Annotated in this window: 17 protein-coding genes; 12 read left to right on the top strand and 5 right to left on the bottom strand. The window is 67.5% G+C overall.

Going from position 1 to position 16,915, the window contains the following annotated elements:
* Positions 1-16: 16 nt before the first annotated feature.
* Both ACSFBM_RS16785 and ACSFBM_RS16780 read right to left on the bottom strand, forming a co-directional pair.
* Positions 17-949 carry an electron transfer flavoprotein subunit alpha/FixB family protein gene (locus ACSFBM_RS16785; RefSeq protein WP_435437974.1) on the bottom strand — a complete coding sequence of 311 codons (933 nt, stop codon included), beginning with the start codon at positions 947-949 and terminating at the stop codon, positions 17-19.
* A gap of 2 nt (positions 950-951) precedes the next feature.
* Positions 952-1,701, bottom strand: a complete 750-nt coding sequence (locus ACSFBM_RS16780) for an electron transfer flavoprotein subunit beta/FixA family protein (protein WP_435485345.1) — start codon at positions 1,699-1,701, stop codon at positions 952-954.
* Positions 1,702-2,181: 480 nt separating this feature from the next.
* On the opposite strand from ACSFBM_RS16780, the gene ACSFBM_RS16775 reads away from it, so the two are divergent.
* Together ACSFBM_RS16775 and ACSFBM_RS16770 are read left to right on the top strand one after the other, a co-directional pair.
* Positions 2,182-2,889 (top strand): Crp/Fnr family transcriptional regulator, encoded by a 708-nt coding sequence (locus ACSFBM_RS16775; RefSeq protein ID WP_435485344.1) that lies wholly within the window; start codon positions 2,182-2,184, stop codon positions 2,887-2,889.
* Positions 2,890-3,028: 139 nt separating this feature from the next.
* Positions 3,029-3,412, top strand: a complete 384-nt coding sequence (locus ACSFBM_RS16770; protein WP_435485343.1) for a hypothetical protein — start codon at positions 3,029-3,031, stop codon at positions 3,410-3,412.
* A gap of 237 nt (positions 3,413-3,649) precedes the next feature.
* On the opposite strand, the gene ACSFBM_RS16765 is transcribed toward ACSFBM_RS16770, so the two are convergent.
* Positions 3,650-4,030, bottom strand: coding sequence for a hypothetical protein (locus ACSFBM_RS16765; protein ID WP_435485342.1), 381 nt, complete (start codon positions 4,028-4,030; stop codon positions 3,650-3,652).
* Between the two features lie 284 nt (positions 4,031-4,314).
* On the opposite strand from ACSFBM_RS16765, the gene ACSFBM_RS16760 reads away from it, so the two are divergent.
* The 7 genes from ACSFBM_RS16760 (at position 4,315) to ACSFBM_RS16730 (ending at position 10,548) form a co-directional block, all read left to right on the top strand.
* The gene (locus tag ACSFBM_RS16760) at positions 4,315-6,687 is read left to right on the top strand and encodes a phosphoketolase family protein (RefSeq protein ID WP_435485341.1); all 2,373 of its coding nucleotides are present in this window, start codon (positions 4,315-4,317) and stop codon (positions 6,685-6,687) included.
* Positions 6,688-6,726: 39 nt separating this feature from the next.
* Positions 6,727-7,542, top strand: a complete 816-nt coding sequence (locus tag ACSFBM_RS16755; protein WP_435485340.1) for a YoaK family protein — start codon at positions 6,727-6,729, stop codon at positions 7,540-7,542.
* A gap of 180 nt (positions 7,543-7,722) precedes the next feature.
* A complete protein-coding gene (locus ACSFBM_RS16750; RefSeq protein WP_435485339.1) occupies positions 7,723-7,845 on the top strand; it encodes a hypothetical protein in 123 nt (40 codons plus the stop codon).
* A 48-nt stretch (positions 7,846-7,893) separates the two neighbouring features.
* Positions 7,894-8,355 carry a hypothetical protein gene (locus ACSFBM_RS16745; protein ID WP_435485338.1) on the top strand — a complete coding sequence of 154 codons (462 nt, stop codon included), beginning with the start codon at positions 7,894-7,896 and terminating at the stop codon, positions 8,353-8,355.
* An 86-nt stretch (positions 8,356-8,441) separates the two neighbouring features.
* Complete coding sequence (locus ACSFBM_RS16740) at positions 8,442-9,242, top strand: hypothetical protein (protein ID WP_435485337.1); 801 nt, start codon at positions 8,442-8,444, stop codon at positions 9,240-9,242.
* An 11-nt stretch (positions 9,243-9,253) separates the two neighbouring features.
* The gene (locus ACSFBM_RS16735) at positions 9,254-9,844 is read left to right on the top strand and encodes a cytochrome b (RefSeq protein WP_435485336.1); all 591 of its coding nucleotides are present in this window, start codon (positions 9,254-9,256) and stop codon (positions 9,842-9,844) included.
* Entirely contained in the window at positions 9,841-10,548 is a 708-nt protein-coding gene (locus tag ACSFBM_RS16730) for a VIT1/CCC1 transporter family protein (RefSeq protein ID WP_435485335.1), read from the top strand. Before ACSFBM_RS16735 ends, ACSFBM_RS16730 begins: the two co-directional genes overlap by 4 nt.
* A gap of 52 nt (positions 10,549-10,600) precedes the next feature.
* Here ACSFBM_RS16730 and ACSFBM_RS16725 read toward each other — a convergent pair whose 3' ends face one another.
* Both ACSFBM_RS16725 and ACSFBM_RS16720 read right to left on the bottom strand, forming a co-directional pair.
* Positions 10,601-11,887 carry a mechanosensitive ion channel family protein gene (locus ACSFBM_RS16725; RefSeq protein WP_435485334.1) on the bottom strand — a complete coding sequence of 429 codons (1,287 nt, stop codon included), beginning with the start codon at positions 11,885-11,887 and terminating at the stop codon, positions 10,601-10,603.
* A gap of 43 nt (positions 11,888-11,930) precedes the next feature.
* Positions 11,931-12,884, bottom strand: coding sequence for a histone deacetylase family protein (locus tag ACSFBM_RS16720; protein ID WP_435485333.1), 954 nt, complete (start codon positions 12,882-12,884; stop codon positions 11,931-11,933).
* Positions 12,885-12,986: 102 nt separating this feature from the next.
* Here ACSFBM_RS16720 and ACSFBM_RS16715 point away from each other — a divergent pair, with 102 nt between their 5' ends.
* From ACSFBM_RS16715 to ACSFBM_RS16705, 3 genes are read left to right on the top strand one after another with little or no spacing between them, the layout of a single operon-like run.
* Positions 12,987-13,907 (top strand): AAA family ATPase, encoded by a 921-nt coding sequence (locus tag ACSFBM_RS16715; protein WP_435485332.1) that lies wholly within the window; start codon positions 12,987-12,989, stop codon positions 13,905-13,907.
* Entirely contained in the window at positions 13,904-14,869 is a 966-nt protein-coding gene (locus ACSFBM_RS16710; RefSeq protein ID WP_435485331.1) for a DUF58 domain-containing protein, read from the top strand. The genes ACSFBM_RS16715 and ACSFBM_RS16710 overlap by 4 nt, the downstream gene beginning before the upstream one ends.
* Positions 14,870-14,882: 13 nt before the next feature.
* Positions 14,883-16,904, top strand: a complete 2,022-nt coding sequence (locus ACSFBM_RS16705) for a transglutaminase TgpA family protein (protein ID WP_435485330.1) — start codon at positions 14,883-14,885, stop codon at positions 16,902-16,904.
* Positions 16,905-16,915: the final 11 nt, after the last annotated feature.

Genomic DNA, 16,915 nt, shown 5'->3' with positions numbered 1-16,915 from the left:
CATTGCAGCGATGCGGTCAGAGCGCCTTGACCAACTCGGGCACGGCCACGAACAGGTCGGCGACGAGGCCGTAGTCGGCCACACTGAAGATCGGCGCTTCTTCGTCCTTGTTGATCGCGACGATGACCTTCGAGTCCTTCATGCCGGCCAAGTGCTGGATGGCGCCCGAGATGCCCGCTGCGATGTACAGCTGCGGGGCGACGATCTTGCCGGTCTGGCCCACTTGCCAGTCGTTGGGGGCGTAGCCCGCGTCGACGGCTGCGCGGCTGGCGCCCAGGCCCGCGTTGAGCTTGTCGGCGAGAGGCGCCATCACTTCGGTGAACTTCTCGGCGCTGCCCAGGGCGCGGCCACCGGAGACGATGATCTTGGCGGCGGTCAGCTCGGGGCGTTCACTCTTGGTGACTTCACGGCCGACGAAGCTGCTCTTGCCGCTGTCGGCGACGCCTTCAGCGGTTTCGACGGTTGCAGTGCCACCGGTGGCCGCTGCAGCATCGAAGCCGGTCGTGCGAACCGTGATCACCTTGGTGGCGTCGCTGCTCTGCACGGTGGCGATGGCGTTGCCTGCGTAGATCGGGCGCTCGAAGGTGTCCGGGCTGTCCACCTTGGTGATGTCGCTGATCTGGGCCACGTCCAGCTTGGCGGCGACGCGGGGCGCCACGTTCTTGCCGTTGGCGGTCGAGGGGAACAGGATGTGGCTGTAGTTGCTGGCAATCGCCAGAACTTGGGCAGCAACGTTCTCTGCGAGGTTCTCGGCGAGGCTGGGGCTGTCGGCGGCGATGACCTTGGTCACGCCTGCGATCTGGGCTGCGGCCTTGGCGGCTTCAGCGGCGTTCGCGCCAGCAACCAGAACGTGCACTTCGCCACCGCAAGCCAGGGCTGCAGTCACGGTGTTGAGGGTGGCCGGCTTGATGCTGGCGTGGTCGTGTTCGGCAATAACAAGTGCGGTCATGTTCAGATCACCTTCGCTTCGTTCTTCAGTTTGTCCACCAGCGTCGCAACGTCAGGCACCTTGATGCCGGCACCGCGCTTGGGCGGCTCGCTGACCTTGAGCGTCTTCAGGCGGGGCTTCACGTCCACGCCCAGGTCTTCGGGCTTGAAGGTGTCCAGCTGCTTCTTCTTGGCCTTCATGATGTTGGGCAGCGTCACGTAGCGCGGCTCGTTCAGGCGCAGGTCGGTCGTGATGACGGCCGGCAGCGTGAGGGTCAGCGTTTCCATGCCGCCGTCGACTTCGCGCGACACGGTGACCTTGTCGGCGGCCAGGTCGACCTTCGAGGCGAAGGTGGCTTGCGGCAGGTCGGCCAGCGCAGCCAGCATCTGGCCGGTCTGGTTGGCGTCGTCGTCGATGGCTTGCTTGCCCAGGATGATCAGCGAGGGCTGTTCCTTGTCGACCAGCGCCTTGAGCAGCTTGGCGACAGCCAGCGGCTGCAGTTCTTCGGTGGTCTCGACCAGGATGCCGCGGTCCGCACCGATGGCCATCGCGGTGCGCAGGGTTTCCTGGCACTTGGCATCGCCGCATGACACGGCGATCACTTCCGTGACCACGCCCTTTTCCTTCAGGCGAACCGCCTCTTCGACAGCGATCTCGTCGAACGGGTTCATGCTCATCTTCACGTTGGCAATGTCCACCCCGGTGCCGTCGCTCTTCACGCGCACTTTGACGTTGTAGTCGACGACCCGTTTGACAGGTACAAGAACCTTCATTGACTTGACTCCATTGGATTGCAAAAAGGGGGCTTTTGAGGGCAACCGGTCATTCTAGGACGCGACCTTTGAAGCCTCTGCGCTCTTCTCGACGGCATCGGCGCCGATAAAAAGAACGATCGTGCTTTTCTGCGATTATAAAGCAGCGTCGGGCGCGTGGGGCAACGCCGACTGGTAACGATGTTGGCACACCTTGCCGACCGTAAACACCCTCTCGCTGCCGTCCAGCCCGAACCTAGCGCCTGCACAGGCTCGGCCCGTGCAGGGCGGATAACTATCGCCTCGTCGACCGCATTTGATCTTTTTGATGCCTATGGATCCGCGTGCGCCACTTCAAGCCCGCCATCGACCGCCTCCGGCGAAGCCGTATCTGGAGCTCCCGCCTCCTCTTCCCTCTATGTGCGCTGACAGACAGTCGAGCGACATCGACACGTGCAGGCTGCAACTCAATATTGCCTTGCAGCCTGCGGAGCCCCACACATGCCATCGAACGAAAATCACCTCATCCAGTTGCTTCCGGCCAGGGATCGCGAACGCCTTGTCGCGGCCTGCGAGCCGGTACAGCTGGACCTGGCGGAGGTTCTTTGCGAACCTGGCGCCCTCACCCGCCATGTGTACTTTCCGACCGAAGGATTCATCTCGCTGGTGGCGAAGGTCGAGGGAAGTATGGGTGTAGAAGTCGGCATGATCGGCCGGGAGGGCATGCTGGGCGCGCAACTCTCGCTGGATGTTCCCACCGCGCCGCTGCATGCACTGGTTCAAGGGCCCGGCGTCGCATTGCGCGTCGGTACGGACGCCTTTGCCCATGAGATGGAACTGAGCCCCGCTCTTCGACGCCTGCTCAAGCGCTATGTCTACGTGTTGATGATTCAACTGGCCCACTCGGCCGCATGCCAGCGCTTCCACGTGGTCAATGCCCGGTTGGCCCGGTGGCTGCTGATGAGTGAGGACCGGGCGCAGGCCGAGACCTTCCATGTGACGCAGGAGTTTCTTGCCTACATGCTCGGGGTTCGACGAGTGGGTGTCACCAATGCGGCAAGCGCTCTGCAACGCGACGGGCTGATCGAATACCACCGCGGAGAGGTCCATGTGCTGAACCGCAGCGGGCTCGCAAAGGCCGCATGCTCCTGCTACGACGCGGACCGCCGTGCCTATGCCGAGCTTCTGGGCCAGCCGTCCGGCGCGTGAAATTCCACAACGAGTGCGTTGCCCCGCTTTCGAGGCGCCATGCTTTTCGTGCCTAGGTGGGGTGGCGAACAGACGTTTCGTGGGGGCGCGTCTACAACCGACTTGACCGCTCCTCGCAACACAACCCATGTCGGCCCCCATGATCCATCCGCCCTCTACCGGCTTTCCCTGCGTCGGCATGCCGCCCGATGCCGCCGACGACTGGGACCTTCTGTTGACAGCCCTGACCGCGCGTCTGCGATCGGCGGTCGGTCAGCAAGCAGGCTCGTCGGCGTCGAACACCCAAGCACACCGAATCCAGCATGTCGTTCTGGAATGCGCCGTGGACCTTGACCGGCTGCACGTCGCCCTGCAGGCCCAAGGCGTGCAGCGGCGCAAGCTCGAATCGCACGTCGGCGGTTTGACCGAGGCCGTGGCGCGTGCGATTGCAGACATCGGCGAGTCCTCTGTTCCGATGACGTCGACCAACGGCAACCCGAGGTCGGACAAGAAGGCATCCGCGCTCCACAGCATTTTCGGCTGATCCCGTCGGCGGGACCCCATTCGGCGGGATCACAGGCCCCGAGGAGAAATATCTCGAGGCCTACAGCATGGTCGAGACGCTGGAGGAAGCCCGCCACGGCGGCGGCAGTCTAGACGCCCGCGGAACGCCCGACCCGCTGTTCAGCGCCGTGAAGGCGATGCTGCGGCGTCCTGGAGTTGCAAGTCTCGGATCACGGTCTTTGATTCGTCGATGTTGGAACTTCGTAAGCCTGGATATTCAATTTGCTTTCATGGGCGCTGCCATTCCCTCGTGTGTGGAGAAATAACGCCGTGCCAGGGCGACCAGTTCATTGGTGGTCGGATGGTCCAGCGTCTGCCAGCCGACGATCTGGTTGCCCACGTCGGGGCGATGCTTTTCAACGTAGTGGCGAAAGTCGGTTTGCACGGTGTGTGAGCCCGCGATGAGCACCTGCGTGACGCCTGCCAGCGCGTCGCAGACGTCACCAAAGAACTCATGCTCGCTGCGCACCTGGCTGCCGTGCTGGCGGGTGTAGTGAACATTCGACTTGACCTGCTTTTCCAGCACCTGCGTGGCATCGAACTGCAGGATCTGGGCGCTGTGATGGTCGGCCCAGACAACGGCGTGGAATAGCGACATGTGAATACCCTCGGGAACGCGATGCGAGGACGGCACCGCTGGTTTGAAGAAGAAGAGCTGTTGACCTGCAACGGTGCGCCCAATCGCCGCGAGCGTCCGTGCGCTGGCCCACCAAGACGAAGTGCATGGCGAAGCCACTTACGCCTACAAGATGCGACAGGTCTTGCCCCCGTGCCTCGTCTGTACGACGTCGAACAGACCGGCACCCACCGTGCGCGCACAGTCGCGCTCAAGACAACGCCTGCCATCGCAGGCGCCCGCACGCCCTGACCGGAGCCCGCCGCATGCCCAACCCCGCCGTTCACCCGCCCCTGGAAGACTTCGCCCTGCTCGACGCCTGGTGGCGCGCGGCCAACTACCTCTCGGTGGGCCAGATCTACCTGATGGGCAACCCGCTGCTGCGCGAGCCGCTGACGCTGGAGCACATCAAGCCGCGCCTGCTCGGCCACTGGGGCACCACGCCGGGCCTGAACTTCATCTATGCGCACATGAACCGGGCCATCAACGCTCGCGACCTCGATGCGATCTTCATCGCCGGGCCGGGCCACGGCGGGCCGGGCGTGGTGGCCAGCACGTACCTCGAAGGCACCTACAGCGAGGTGTATCCGCACATCTCGCGCGACGCGGAAGGCCTCAAGCGCCTCTTCACGCAGTTCTCGTTCCCCGGCGGCATCCCGAGCCATGTGTCGCCCGAAACGCCGGGATCGATCCATGAAGGCGGCGAGCTCGGCTATTCCCTGCTGCACGCGCACGGCGCGGTGTTCGACAACCCCGACCTGCTGGCCTGCTGCGTCATCGGCGACGGCGAGGCCGAGACCGGCGCGCTCGCGGCCAGCTGGCATTCGAACAAGTTCCTCAACCCCGCATGCGACGGCGCGGTGCTGCCGATCCTGCACCTGAATGGCTACAAGATCGCCGGGCCCACCGTGCTCGCGCGCATCGGCGACGAACAGCTCACGCAGCTGTTGCGCGGCTACGGCTATGAGCCGCGCTTCGTGTCGGGCCACGACCCCGCGCCGATGCACGGGCAGATGGCGGCCGCGCTGGACGCGTCCCTCGACGCCATCCGCGCCATTCAGGTGGAAGCGCGATCGGACGGGTTCAGCCGCCGCCACCGCTGGCCGATGATCGTGCTGCGCTCGCCCAAGGGCTGGACCGGGCCGAAGACGGTGGACGGCGTGCCCATCGAGGGCACGCAGCGCGCGCACCAGGTGCCGCTGACCGGCTTTGCCGACAAGCCCGGGCACATCGCCCTGCTGCAGCAATGGATGCAGAGTTACCGGCCCGAAGAGCTGTTCGACGCCGAAGGCGCCCTGCGCGCCGACATTGCCGCCCTGTCGCCGCAGGGCACGCGCCGCATGAGCGCGAACCCGCACGCCAACGGCGGCCTGCTGCTGAAGAACCTCAAGCTGCCCGACTTCCGCGACTACGCCGTGGCGGTGGCGAAGCCCGGCGCGGTGGACGCCGAGGCCACACGCGTCATGGGCGAGTTCCTGCGCGACGTGATGCGGCTCAACGCGGCGGACAGCAACTTCCGCCTCATGGGGCCCGACGAGACCGCGTCCAACCGCCTCGGTGCGGTGTTCGATGTGAGCAACCGCACCTCCACCGCCGAGATCCTGCCGGGCGACGACCACGTGGCACCCGACGGCCGCGTGATGGAGGTGCTCAGCGAACACCTGTGCCAGGGCTGGCTCGAGGGCTACCTGCTGACGGGGCGCCATGGCTTTTTCTCGTGCTACGAGGCCTTCATCCACATCGTCGACTCGATGTTCAACCAGCATGCGAAGTGGCTGAAGGTGACGCGCCACATTCCGTGGCGCCGCCCCATCGCGTCGCTGAACTACCTGCTGACGAGCCACGTCTGGCGCCAGGACCACAACGGTTTCAGCCACCAGGACCCGGGCTTCATCGACCACGTGGTGAACAAGAAGGCCGAGGTGGTGCGGGTGTACCTGCCGCCCGACGCCAACACGCTGCTGTCCGTCACGGACCACTGCCTGCGCAGCCGCGACTACGTCAACGTGATCGTGGCCGGCAAGCAGCCCGAGGCGCAGTGGCTGGACATGGCCGCGGCCGAGCGCCACTGCACGGTGGGCCTGGGCATCTGGGACTGGGCCAGCAACGACAACGGCGTGGCGCCCGACGTGGTGATGGCCTGCGCGGGCGACGTGCCCACGCTGGAGACCATGGCCGCGGTCGACTTGCTGCGCACCTTGCTGCCCGAGCTGAAGGTGCGCGTGGTGAACGTGGTCGATCTGATGGCGCTGGAGTCGCCCTCGGGCCATCCGCACGGGCTGGAGGACGCGGTGTTCGACTCGATCTTCAGCACCGACGCGCCGGTGATCTTCGCCTTCCACGGCTACCCCGCGCTGATCCACCGGCTGACCTACAAGCGGCGCAACCACGGCAACTTTCACGTGCACGGCTACCTGGAAGAAGGCACCACCACCACGCCCTTCGACATGACGGTGCTCAACCGGCTCGACCGCTTCCACCTGGCCGCCGACGCCATCGACCGCGTGCCGCGCATCCGCGACACCGCCGGCCATGTGCAGCAGCACCTGCGCGACCGTCTGCTCGAGCACCGGGCCTACATCGTGCGCCACGGCAAGGACATGCCGGAGATCGAGCACTGGCGCTGGACGCAGCGCTGACAATCCGAAGGCCGGCCGGCTTCGGCCTTCGAGGTGTCCATGCGCAGACTTCGCTTTCTTACCAACCGCCACCGCGCGCCGTCGACGAACCTGGCGCTCGGCCTGCTGCTGGCCTTCAATGCCGGCGCCATCAACGCGGGCGGCTTCCTGGTGCTGCACATGTACACCTCGCACATGACGGGCTTCGCCTCGCAGCTGGCCGACGGCATGGTGCTGGGCAACGCCACCCTGCTGCTGAATGCGCTGGGCGCCATCCTCGCGTTCATGAGCGGGGCCGCCGTCTGCGCGATGCTCGTCAACTGGAGCCGGCAGCATCGGCTGCACGGTGTGTACGCGCTGCCGCTGCTGCTGGAAGCCGCGCTCATGTTCCCGTTCGGGCTGATGGGCGCCATCACGCTGACGTGGCCGACGCCGTTCGCGGTGCCGCTCACCGTGCTGCTGCTGTCCTTCATCATGGGCCTGCAGAACGCGGTGGCGTCGAAGACTTCGGGAGGCAGCATCCGCACGACCCACATGACGGGCAACATCACCGACGTGGGGATCGAGCTGGGCAAGATGCTCTACTGGAATCGGCGCGCGGGCACCGCCCCGGCCCCGGTGCCGGTTCGCCATGACCGCGCCCGGCTGCGCAGGTCGGGCGGGCTGGTGTGCATGTTCGTGCTGGGCGGGGCGGTGGGGGCGCTGGGGTTCAAGTACGTCGGCTTCATCTGCGTCGTGCCCTTTGCCGCGCTGCTGCTGGCGCTGTCGATCCCGCCGCTGCTGCGCGACGCGCCGCGCTCGAAGTCGCTCGCGCGGCGGCTCGGCTGGCACGCGCGTGCTGCAGGCGACGCGCAGGCCTCGAGGCGACCGGACTGACGCCCGGGTCTGTGCGTTGCCGCACGCGCCGGAGCCAACAAGACTGATTCGCTTTGGCATCGCCCGTGTATTGGCATGCCTCGCTTTGCTTCTTCGCTCCGACCGCTTACCCTGCGCTCATTTGAATTGCGCATCGGACCCTCGGGTCGTTGCATCACCACCGTTCGATCGAGGTGCCAGATGTTTAAGAACACTGAGCAGTTGCAGCGCTGGATGCTGGACCACACGCATGGCCGCCTGGCATTTCTATCGATGCTTGTCGCGCTCGGGGCATGGCTCGTGTTCTGGTTCGACATCGAATGAAGGTGCCGCGGCGTCGCGCGCCAACGCTCCCTTTCGAGGGCCATTGAATTGAATCGCGTCGTTCCCGACCCGCACGTGCGTCAGCTCGCAGGATCGCGCATCGCCTGGTGGTTGCTGCTCGCCATCATGCTGACAGCGTTGCAGCCTTTCATCGCAATTCATTTCCGCGATGACGGCTGGGAGGACGAGCCAGGTTTTCGCATACGCGCGCTCAGCACCACAGTCCAGTTCGAACCCGACGAGCGGCCCGACCATGCCACCAGTCGCGAGACCACCGTGTTCGTTCCCTCGGGTGCCAGCATCGACCTGCCGAATGTTTTCCAGCACGGACTGGACGGATTGATGGGGCTCGTGCTGGCCATGTTGCCGCTGCTCGTGGCATTGCGCTCGTTCGCACAGCCCGTGCCGTGCGCGTTGCGCGTGCGCGTGCGCGCCGTCATCCGGGCGCCACCGCCGACGTCGCTGTGGCGGCGCTCTCCGCCCAAGACCGCACCACCCTTGACGACCTGACAAGCGCCGTCGTCCCTTGACGGCCGCCGTCTTCTGCCCGCTCTCGCGGGCGGCAGCCCTTCTTGTTTCTGGTCCAAAGGTCTATCGTGATTTCATCGACTCATGCGCACGTGCGCCGCTTCTTCGCGCCGCGCTTCTTCACACCGCTGCTTCTTTGCGTTGCTGGCTTGCTTTCCACGCCGGCCATCGCGGCCCCCGAGGAGATACAGGTCTATCTGGACGACATGAGCGCTCCCGGCCAGTTCGGCGTGGACGTGCACAACAACCATGTCGTCTCCGGCGCATCCACGCCGAGCTACCCCGGCGAGCAGCCGCCGTCGCACGTCTTCCGCCTGACGCCGGAGTTCTACTACGGCCTGAGCGACACGGTCGAGCTCGGCCTCTACGTGCTCACCAGCCGCGCGCCCAATGCCGATCCGAAGGTGGACGGCGGCAAGGTGCGCATCAAGTACATCGCGCCGCACGACAAGACGCAGGGCTTCTTCTGGGGGGCGAACCTGGAGGTCGGCAAGACCAGCCTGCGCGTTTCGTCCACGCCGTGGAACGCCGAACTCAAGGGCATCCTCGGCTACCGCACAGGTGCATGGACGCTGGCCGTCAACCCGAACATCGACTGGAGCCTGTCCCGAGGGGGCGGCCCCGTGACGCTCGACGTGGATGCCAAGGTCGCCTACGCAGTGAATGACAAGACCCAGGTCGGCTTCGAGACCTACAACGAACTGGGCCCGCTGTCACGACCCGATTCCTTGAGCAAGAACAGCAAGACGCTCTTTGCCGTGGTGGACCATGAGTTCGAGCATTTCGACGTCAACCTCGGGCTTGGCAAGGGCCTGACGCACGACGCTGACCGCTGGACGCTCAAGTTCATCGTCGGCACGCACTTCTGAAGGAGAAGAACATGGCATTCAAGAATTCGGACGTCCGCTACGGCTCGTGGGTCATCGGCTTGCACTGGCTGATGCTGGTGCTGCTCGCCGCCGTGTACGCCTGCATGGAGCTTCGCGGGCTCGCACCCAAGGGCAGCGACCTGCGCGCCAGCCTCAAACCGTTGCACTTCCTGCTCGGCCTGAGCGTGCTTGCGCTCGTCGCGGTCCGGCTGGCGGTGCGCTGGGGCGCGGGCGCGGCGCCCGACATCCGACCACCGGCGCCGATCTGGCAGGAAAGGCTGGCGCGGCTGATGCACCTCGCGCTCTACGCCTTCATGATCGCCACCCCGATCCTGGGCTGGTTGACGCTGAGCGCCGAAGGCCGGCCGATCGTCCTGTTCGGCCTGCACGTGCCGTCGCTCCTCGGCGCGGACAAGACGCTGTCCGAGCAGTTGCAGGACGTGCATGAAACGCTGGCCACGGCGGGCTATTTCCTGATCGGCCTGCACGCGGCGGCAGCGCTGGCCCATCACTACATCACCCGCGACAACACGCTCTTGCGCATGCTGCCCGGGCGCGACACCCACCAACCCATCCATCAACGAGCGAACGAACAGCGATGAAGTCATTCCACTACCGCGCCCACCCCGAGCGCCACCGCACCGAACACATCGGCTGGCTGCGCGCCGCCGTGCTCGGCGCCAACGACGGCATCATCTCCACGGCCAGCCTGGTCGTCGGCGTGGCGGCGGCGCATGCCAGCCACGCCAGCATCCTGACGACGGCGGTGGCCGGCCTGGTGGCCGGCGCCATGTCGATGGCCGCGGGCGAATTCGTCTCGGTGTACTCCCAGGCCGACACGGAAAAGGCTGATCTGGAGCGCGAGCGCGTCGAGCTGACAACGCAGCCCGAGGCGGAACAGCGTGAGCTGACCGCGATCTACGTGCGCCGCGGCCTCGAGTACAAGCTCGCCAGCCAGGTCGCCACGCAGCTCATGGCACACGACGCACTCGGCGCACATGCACGTGACGAACTGGGCATCTCGGACGCGCTCAGTGCACGCCCGCTGCAGGCCGCGCTGGCGTCGGCGGCGAGCTTTTCCGTAGGCGCCGCGCTGCCGCTGGCCGTGGTGGCACTGGCACCGCAGGCGTCGTTGCTGCCCTGGACCATCGCAACCGCCATCGCCTTTCTCGCCCTGCTGGGAGCTGTCGCGGCAAGGATCGGCGGCACGCCTGTGGCGCGCAGCGTCTGGCGCGTCGCCTTCTGGGGCACGCTGGCCATGGGCATCACGGCCGGGGTGGGAACCCTGTTCGGCGTGGCGGCGTAAGCCGCCCGGCCCGAAGGAAGCGGATGTATGTCCCCAGGCCGCCGCGCCAGGATCAGCGGTCGGCGGAATTCGGCGCCATGGGCTCCGGGGCGGCGGGCAAGGACTCCACACGCACCACGCGCTGCGGATAGGGAATGTCGATGCCCGCGGCGCGCAGCCCGTCGAGGATGGCGATGTTGATCGCCGAGCGCAGGTTGTCCTTGCCCTTGTCGGGGTCGGCCACCCAGAAGTTCAGCGTGAACTCCAGCCCGTCGGGCGCGAAGTTCATCAGGAAGGCCACGGGTGCCGGGTCGGTCATCACGCGCGGCTGCGCCTTGGCGGCCTCGCACAAAATGGACTGCACCTGCGCCACGTCGCTCTCGTAGCCGACCACGATGGTGGTCGTGATGTTGAACTTGCGGTCGGCCAGCGACAGGTTTTCCACCCGGCTGGTGATGAGCGACTCGTTCGGCACGATGGCCTCGCGCCCGTTGCCCGCGCGAATGAGGGTGTAGCGGGTCTTGATGTCGGTGATGCGGCCCTCGAAGGTGTCGACCTTCACGTTGTCGCCGATGCGGATCGAGCGCTCCAGCAGGATCACGAAGCCGCTCACGTAGTTGGCCGCCAGCTTCTGCAGGCCGAAGCCCAGGCCCACCCCCAGCGCGCCGCCCAGCACCGACAGCGCCGTCAGGTCCACCCCCACGGCCGACAGTGCGAACAGCAGCCCCACCAGCAGCAGGAAGGCACGCACCGCATTCGACGCCACCTTGCGCATCGACAGGTCGGTGACGGCCTCGCGCAGGATGCGCTTCTCGATGGTGCTGGCAATCCACAGCGCGATCACCAGCACCAGGCCGGCCGACAGCACGCCCTGGAAGATGGTCTGCAGGCTCACGCGCGTCTTGCCGAAGGCCAGCGTGATGTCGTCGAGCTCCGCCAGCACCGGCGGCAGCAGGCCCACGATCCACAGCACCGCCGCAATCCACGCCAGCCAGGAGATGGTGCGCTCCAGCAGCCGCACGAGGTTGGACGCAGGGAACACCGCGCGCAGCACCCGCGCGAACAGCCGGATGACCGCCAGCGACAGGAACACCGACACCGCGATGCGCAGCACCAGCACGGTCTGAAAGTCGATCACCACGCGCCGGGCGACCTCGGTGAGCACCAGCGCCAGCAGCGGGAACAGCACGCCGTCGAAGGTGCGCTCGCCGAACCAGATGGAGTCCTTGGGCTGGTCGCGTCCGAACCATTTGCACAGGGCCCAGGCCAGCGCCACGCAGGCCACCAGTGCGGCGAGTTCGATGCCCAGGCCGCGCGCATCGACCTGGCTCAGGCGTTGGGTGAAGTCGTTGAAATTCATCTCTGGAGAAAAAATCGGGGCGCACCAGCGTGCGCCGGCCGCGCTAAAGGTCCGCCAGCACGCGGATGTGGGCTTCCACGCTGCGCGCCAGGGCGTCGAGGTTGTAGCCGCCTTCGAGCATCGAGACGATGCGGCCCTTGGCATGGCGCCTGGCCACGTCGTGCACGCGAGCGGTGATCCAGGCGAAGTCGTTCTCGTTGAGCCCGAGCTGGCCCAGGTCGTCTTCTCGGTGCGCGTCGAAGCCGGCGCTGATGAAGACCATCTGCGGCTTGAATTCCTCGAGCCGCGGCATCCAGGCGGCCTCGATCATCTCGCGCACGTCCATGCCCCGGGTGTAGGCCGGAATGGGCATGTTCAGCATGTTCGACGCGGGGTGCTCGGTGCCGCTGAACGGATAGAACGGGTGCTGGAAGAACCCGACCATCAGCACGCGCGGGTCGTTCGACAGGATGTTCTCGGTGCCGTTGCCGTGGTGCACGTCGAAGTCGACGACGGCCACGCGCTCCAGGTCGTGCACGTCCAGCGCATGCCGCGCCGCAATGGCCACGTTGTTGAAGAAGCAAAAGCCCATGGCCTGCTCGCGGCACGCATGGTGGCCGGGCGGGCGCACCGAGCAGAAGGCGTTCTCGAGCTCGCCGGCCATCACGGCGTCGGTCGCGGCAATGGCGGCGCCGGCGGCGCGGCGCGCGGCCAGCAGGGTGAAACGGGTGAGCACGGTGTCGGGGTCGACCTGCGCGTGGTCGGGACCGCCGGCAGGCTCGTCGGCCACCAGGCGCTGGTGCAGGGCCTCGAGGTTCTCCACATGCGCCGCGCTGTGCGCCCGGGTGATCTGCTGCAGGGTGGCCAGCGGCACCTCGCAGTGCTCGAGCGCATCGCCCACGCCGGTGAGCAGCAGGCGGTCTTCGATGGCGTCCAGCCGGCCGGGGCACTCGGGATGCCCCTCGCCCATGTCGTGCTTCCAGAAGTCGCGGTGTGTGAAGTAGCCGGTCTTGCCCATGTGTCTCTCGCCACGTGCCCCTGTGTCTCTGCCGCCACGTCCAGACCTCACGCGGCATGGGGCTGGCAAGTCTTACGGTATCGTTTGCATATGGATACAAATATGGACGTCGCCGCAAAGCTAGCCACATTGCTAAACCAGCTTAACACGGTGATCGTGGGCAAGGAGGCCCAGGTGCGTGACTGCGTGGCCTGCCTGCTGGCGGGCGGCCACCTGCTGATCGAGGACGTGCCGGGCGTTGGCAAGACCACGCTGGCGCACGCGCTTTCGCACACCTTCGGGCTGCATTTTTCGCGCGTGCAGTTCACGGCCGACCTGATGCCGGGCGACCTGTCGGGCGTGGCCATCTACGACCGGGCCCAGCAGGCCTTCGTGTTCCACCCCGGCCCGATCTTCGCGCAGGTGCTGCTGGCCGACGAAATCAACCGCGCCAGCCCCAAGACCCAGAGCGCGCTGCTCGAGGCGATGGAAGAAAAGCAGGTGACCGTCGAAGGCGAAACCCGTCCGCTGCCCACGCCCTTCTTCGTGATCGCCACGCAGAACCCGCAGGACCAGCTCGGCACCTTCGCGCTGCCCGAGTCGCAGCTCGACCGCTTCCTGATGCGCATCTCGCTGGGCTACCCCGACCGCGCCGCCGAGCGACAGTTGCTGGCAGGCGCCGACCGCCGCGAAATGCTGGCCACCCTGCCCGCCCTGCTGACCGCCGAGGAACTGACCGCCCTGCAGCAGCGCGTGCAGCAGGTGCATGCGGCGGATGCGTTGCTCAACTACGTGCAGGACCTGATCGCCGCCACCCGCTCGGGCCGCTGGTTCCTGCAGGGCCTGTCGCCGCGCGCCGGCATCGCGGTGCTGCGCGCGGCCAAGGCGCAGGCGCTGCTGGCCAACCGCAGCTACGTCGCGCCCGACGACGTGCAGGCCGTGCTGCCGCAGACCATCGCGCACCGCTTGACGCCCGTGGGCGACGCGGGCCGGGGCGCCGTCGAGCAGGTGCGCGCCATGATCGCCGCCGTGCCCTTGCCGTGAGCCTCCGCTCGCGCATCGACGGCTGGTTCCTGTCGCGCCGCCCGCCGTCGGACACGCTGGAGCTGACGCAGCGCAACGTCTACATCGTGCCCACGCGGGCCGGCTGGACGCTCGCGGCCACCTTGCTGGTGCTGCTGGTCGCATCCATCAACTACCAGCTCAACCTGGGCTACCTGCTGACCTTCCTGCTGGCCGGCAGTGTGGCCGTGGGCATGCACGTGTGCCACGGCACGCTGCGCGGGCTGGCGATGCACATGGTGGCGCCGGAGGCGCACTACGCGGGCGCCGCCGCGGTCTTTCGCGTGGTGCTGCACAACACGCGGCGCAGCGTGCGCTACGGCATCGGCATGGCAGTGCGCGGCAGCGGGCAATGGGCCTGGACCGACGTGCCGGCCGAAGGCACGTCGACCGTGGAGATCGCCTTCCAGCCCGAGCGGCGGGGCCTGCATGCGGTGCCGCCGCTGACGGCGGAGACCCGCTTTCCGCTCGGCACCTTTCGCGTGTGGACGGTGTGGCGCCCGGCCGCTCGGATGCTGGTGTACCCCACACCCGAAGCGCATCCGCCGCCGCTGCCGCCGGGCGAGCCGCTGTCGGGCGCGGCCGCGATGTCCGCAGCGTTGCGCTCCCACAGCGCCGGGGAGTACGACGGCGTGCGCGCCTACCGGCGCGGCGATCCATTGAAGCTGGTCGTCTGGAAGAAGGCGGCCCGCGCGCAGGCGGCCGGCTCGGAAGACCTCGTCAGCCGCGACACGCAGCAAACGCAGCGCGAGGAGCTTTGGCTCGATGCGCAGCACACCGGCATCGCCGACCCCGAAGCCCGCATCTCGCGCCTGTGCGCCTGGGTGCTGATGGCCGACCGCCTGGGCGTGGACTACGGCGTGCGCGTGGCGGGCCGCGTCGTGAAACCGTCGCAGGGCGAAGCGCACAAGCGCGCATGCCTCGAGGCGCTGGCCCTGTGCTGAAGAAAGCGCGCGCATGAACAAGCTCATGACCCGGCTGGCCGCCTTGCCGCGAGACGCGAGGGACACGCTGTTCCTGCTGGCCGTCATCGCGCTGATCGTGCTGCCGCAGGTCGAGAACCTTCCCTGGTGGTGCACCGCCATCACCGCGATGGTCCTGTTCTGGCGCGGCATGCTTGCGGTGCAGGCGCAGCCGCTGCCCGGCAAGTGGTGGCGCATCGCGCTGCTGGCGATGACGCTGGGCGCCACCTACGCCACGCACCGCACCCTGCTGGGCCGCGACGCGGGCGTGACGCTGGTGGTGATTTTGCTGGCGCTGAAGACGCTGGAGCTGCGAGCCAGGCGCGACGCCTTCGTGATCTTCTTCCTGGGCTTCTTCACGATGCTCACGAACTTCTTCTACTCGCAGTCGCTGCTGACCGCCTTCACCATGCTGCTGGCGCTGCTGGGCCTGCTGACGGCGCTGGTCAATGCGCACATGCCGGTGGGGCGGCCGCCGCTGATGCAGGCCGCGCGCACCGCCGGATGGATGGCGCTGGCCGGCGCGCCGATCATGCTGGCGCTGTTCCTGCTGTTCCCGCGCTTCGCGCCGCTGTGGGGCACGCCGAGCGACGCCATGACGGGGCGCACCGGCCTGTCGAACACCATGCGCGTGGGCACCATCGCCGAGCTGGCGCTGGACGACAGCATCGCCGCGCGCATCAAGTTCGAGGGCGACCGCCCCCCTGCGCAAAGCCAGCTGTACTTTCGCGGCCCGGTGCTCGCGCAGTTCGACGGCCGCGAATGGACTGCGCTGCCGTCGTGGGCGCGCGGCGGGCAATGGTCTTCCAACCTGCGCGTGAGCGGCGAGCCGGTGCGCTACGAGGTCACGCTCGAAGCCAGCAACCGGCCCTGGCTGCTGACGCTCGACGCCGCCCAGAAGGCGCCCGATGCGCCCGGCTTCGAAGTGAGCGGCACGCCCGACCTGCAATGGCTGGCGAACCGCCCCCTCAACGACCTGGTGCGCTACCGCGCCGAGAGCTACACGCGGTTCACGAGCGGCCCGCTCAAGCGCACCGGCGGCCAACTGCAGGCCTACCTGGCGCTGCCGCCGGGCGCCAACCCGCGCACCGCCGCGCTGGCCGCCGACATGCGGACCGACCCCGCGCTGGCCCACGCCGATGCGCAGGCCTTCGTGCAGGCCGCATTGCGCCGCCTGCGCACCGGCGGCTACACCTACACGCTGGAGCCCGGCGTGTACGGCAACGACACCGCCGACGAGTTCTGGTTCGACCGCAAGGAAGGCTTCTGCGAGCACATCGCCTCGGCCTTCGTGGTGCTGATGCGCAACCTGGGCGTGCCGGCGCGCATCGTCACCGGCTACCAGGGCGGCGAGTTCAACAGCCTGGACAAGTACTGGGTGGTGCGCCAGAGCGATGCCCATGCGTGGGCCGAGGTGTGGCAGGAAGGCACCGGCTGGACACGGGTCGACCCGACAGCGTCGGTCGCGCCCGGGCGCATCGGCCAGCAACAGCGCCTGGTACCGCAGCCCGGCCTGTTCGCCGGCGCCATCGGCGCCATGAGCCCCACGCTCGCGCAGAACATCCGCGCCGCCTGGGATGCCGTCAACAACGGCTGGAACCAGTGGGTGCTCAACTACACCCAGAGCCGCCAGCTCAACCTGCTGAAGAACATCGGCTTCGAGGCGCCTAGCCTCGAGGACCTGGCCTATGTGCTGCTCTACCTGCTGATCGGCGCAAGCCTGGCCGGCGCGGCATGGACGCTGTGGGAGCGCAGCCGCCACGACCCCTGGCTGCGCCTGCTGGGCCAGGCGCGTGCAAGGCTCGCGAAGGCCGGCCTCCCATTGCCGGAGACGGCCCCGCCGCGGCAGATGGCGCAGGCCGCAGACGCGCGCTTCGGCCCCGCCGCGCACGCCGTGCGCGACTGGCTGCTGAAGCTCGAGGCGCAGCGCTACGCCGCGGCCACGCCCGGCTCGCTGTCCGCCTTGCGCGCCGAGTTCCGCCGCCTCGCCTGGCCCAGCGCCGACCCGCGCGGCTGAAACCACTTGTG

It is taken from the genome of Variovorax pasteuri (assembly GCF_051216435.1).
Taxonomy (GTDB): domain Bacteria; phylum Pseudomonadota; class Gammaproteobacteria; order Burkholderiales; family Burkholderiaceae_C; genus Variovorax.
The sequence above is the reverse complement of the archived record's forward strand: the minus strand, read 5'-3'. Positions and strand labels throughout refer to the sequence as shown.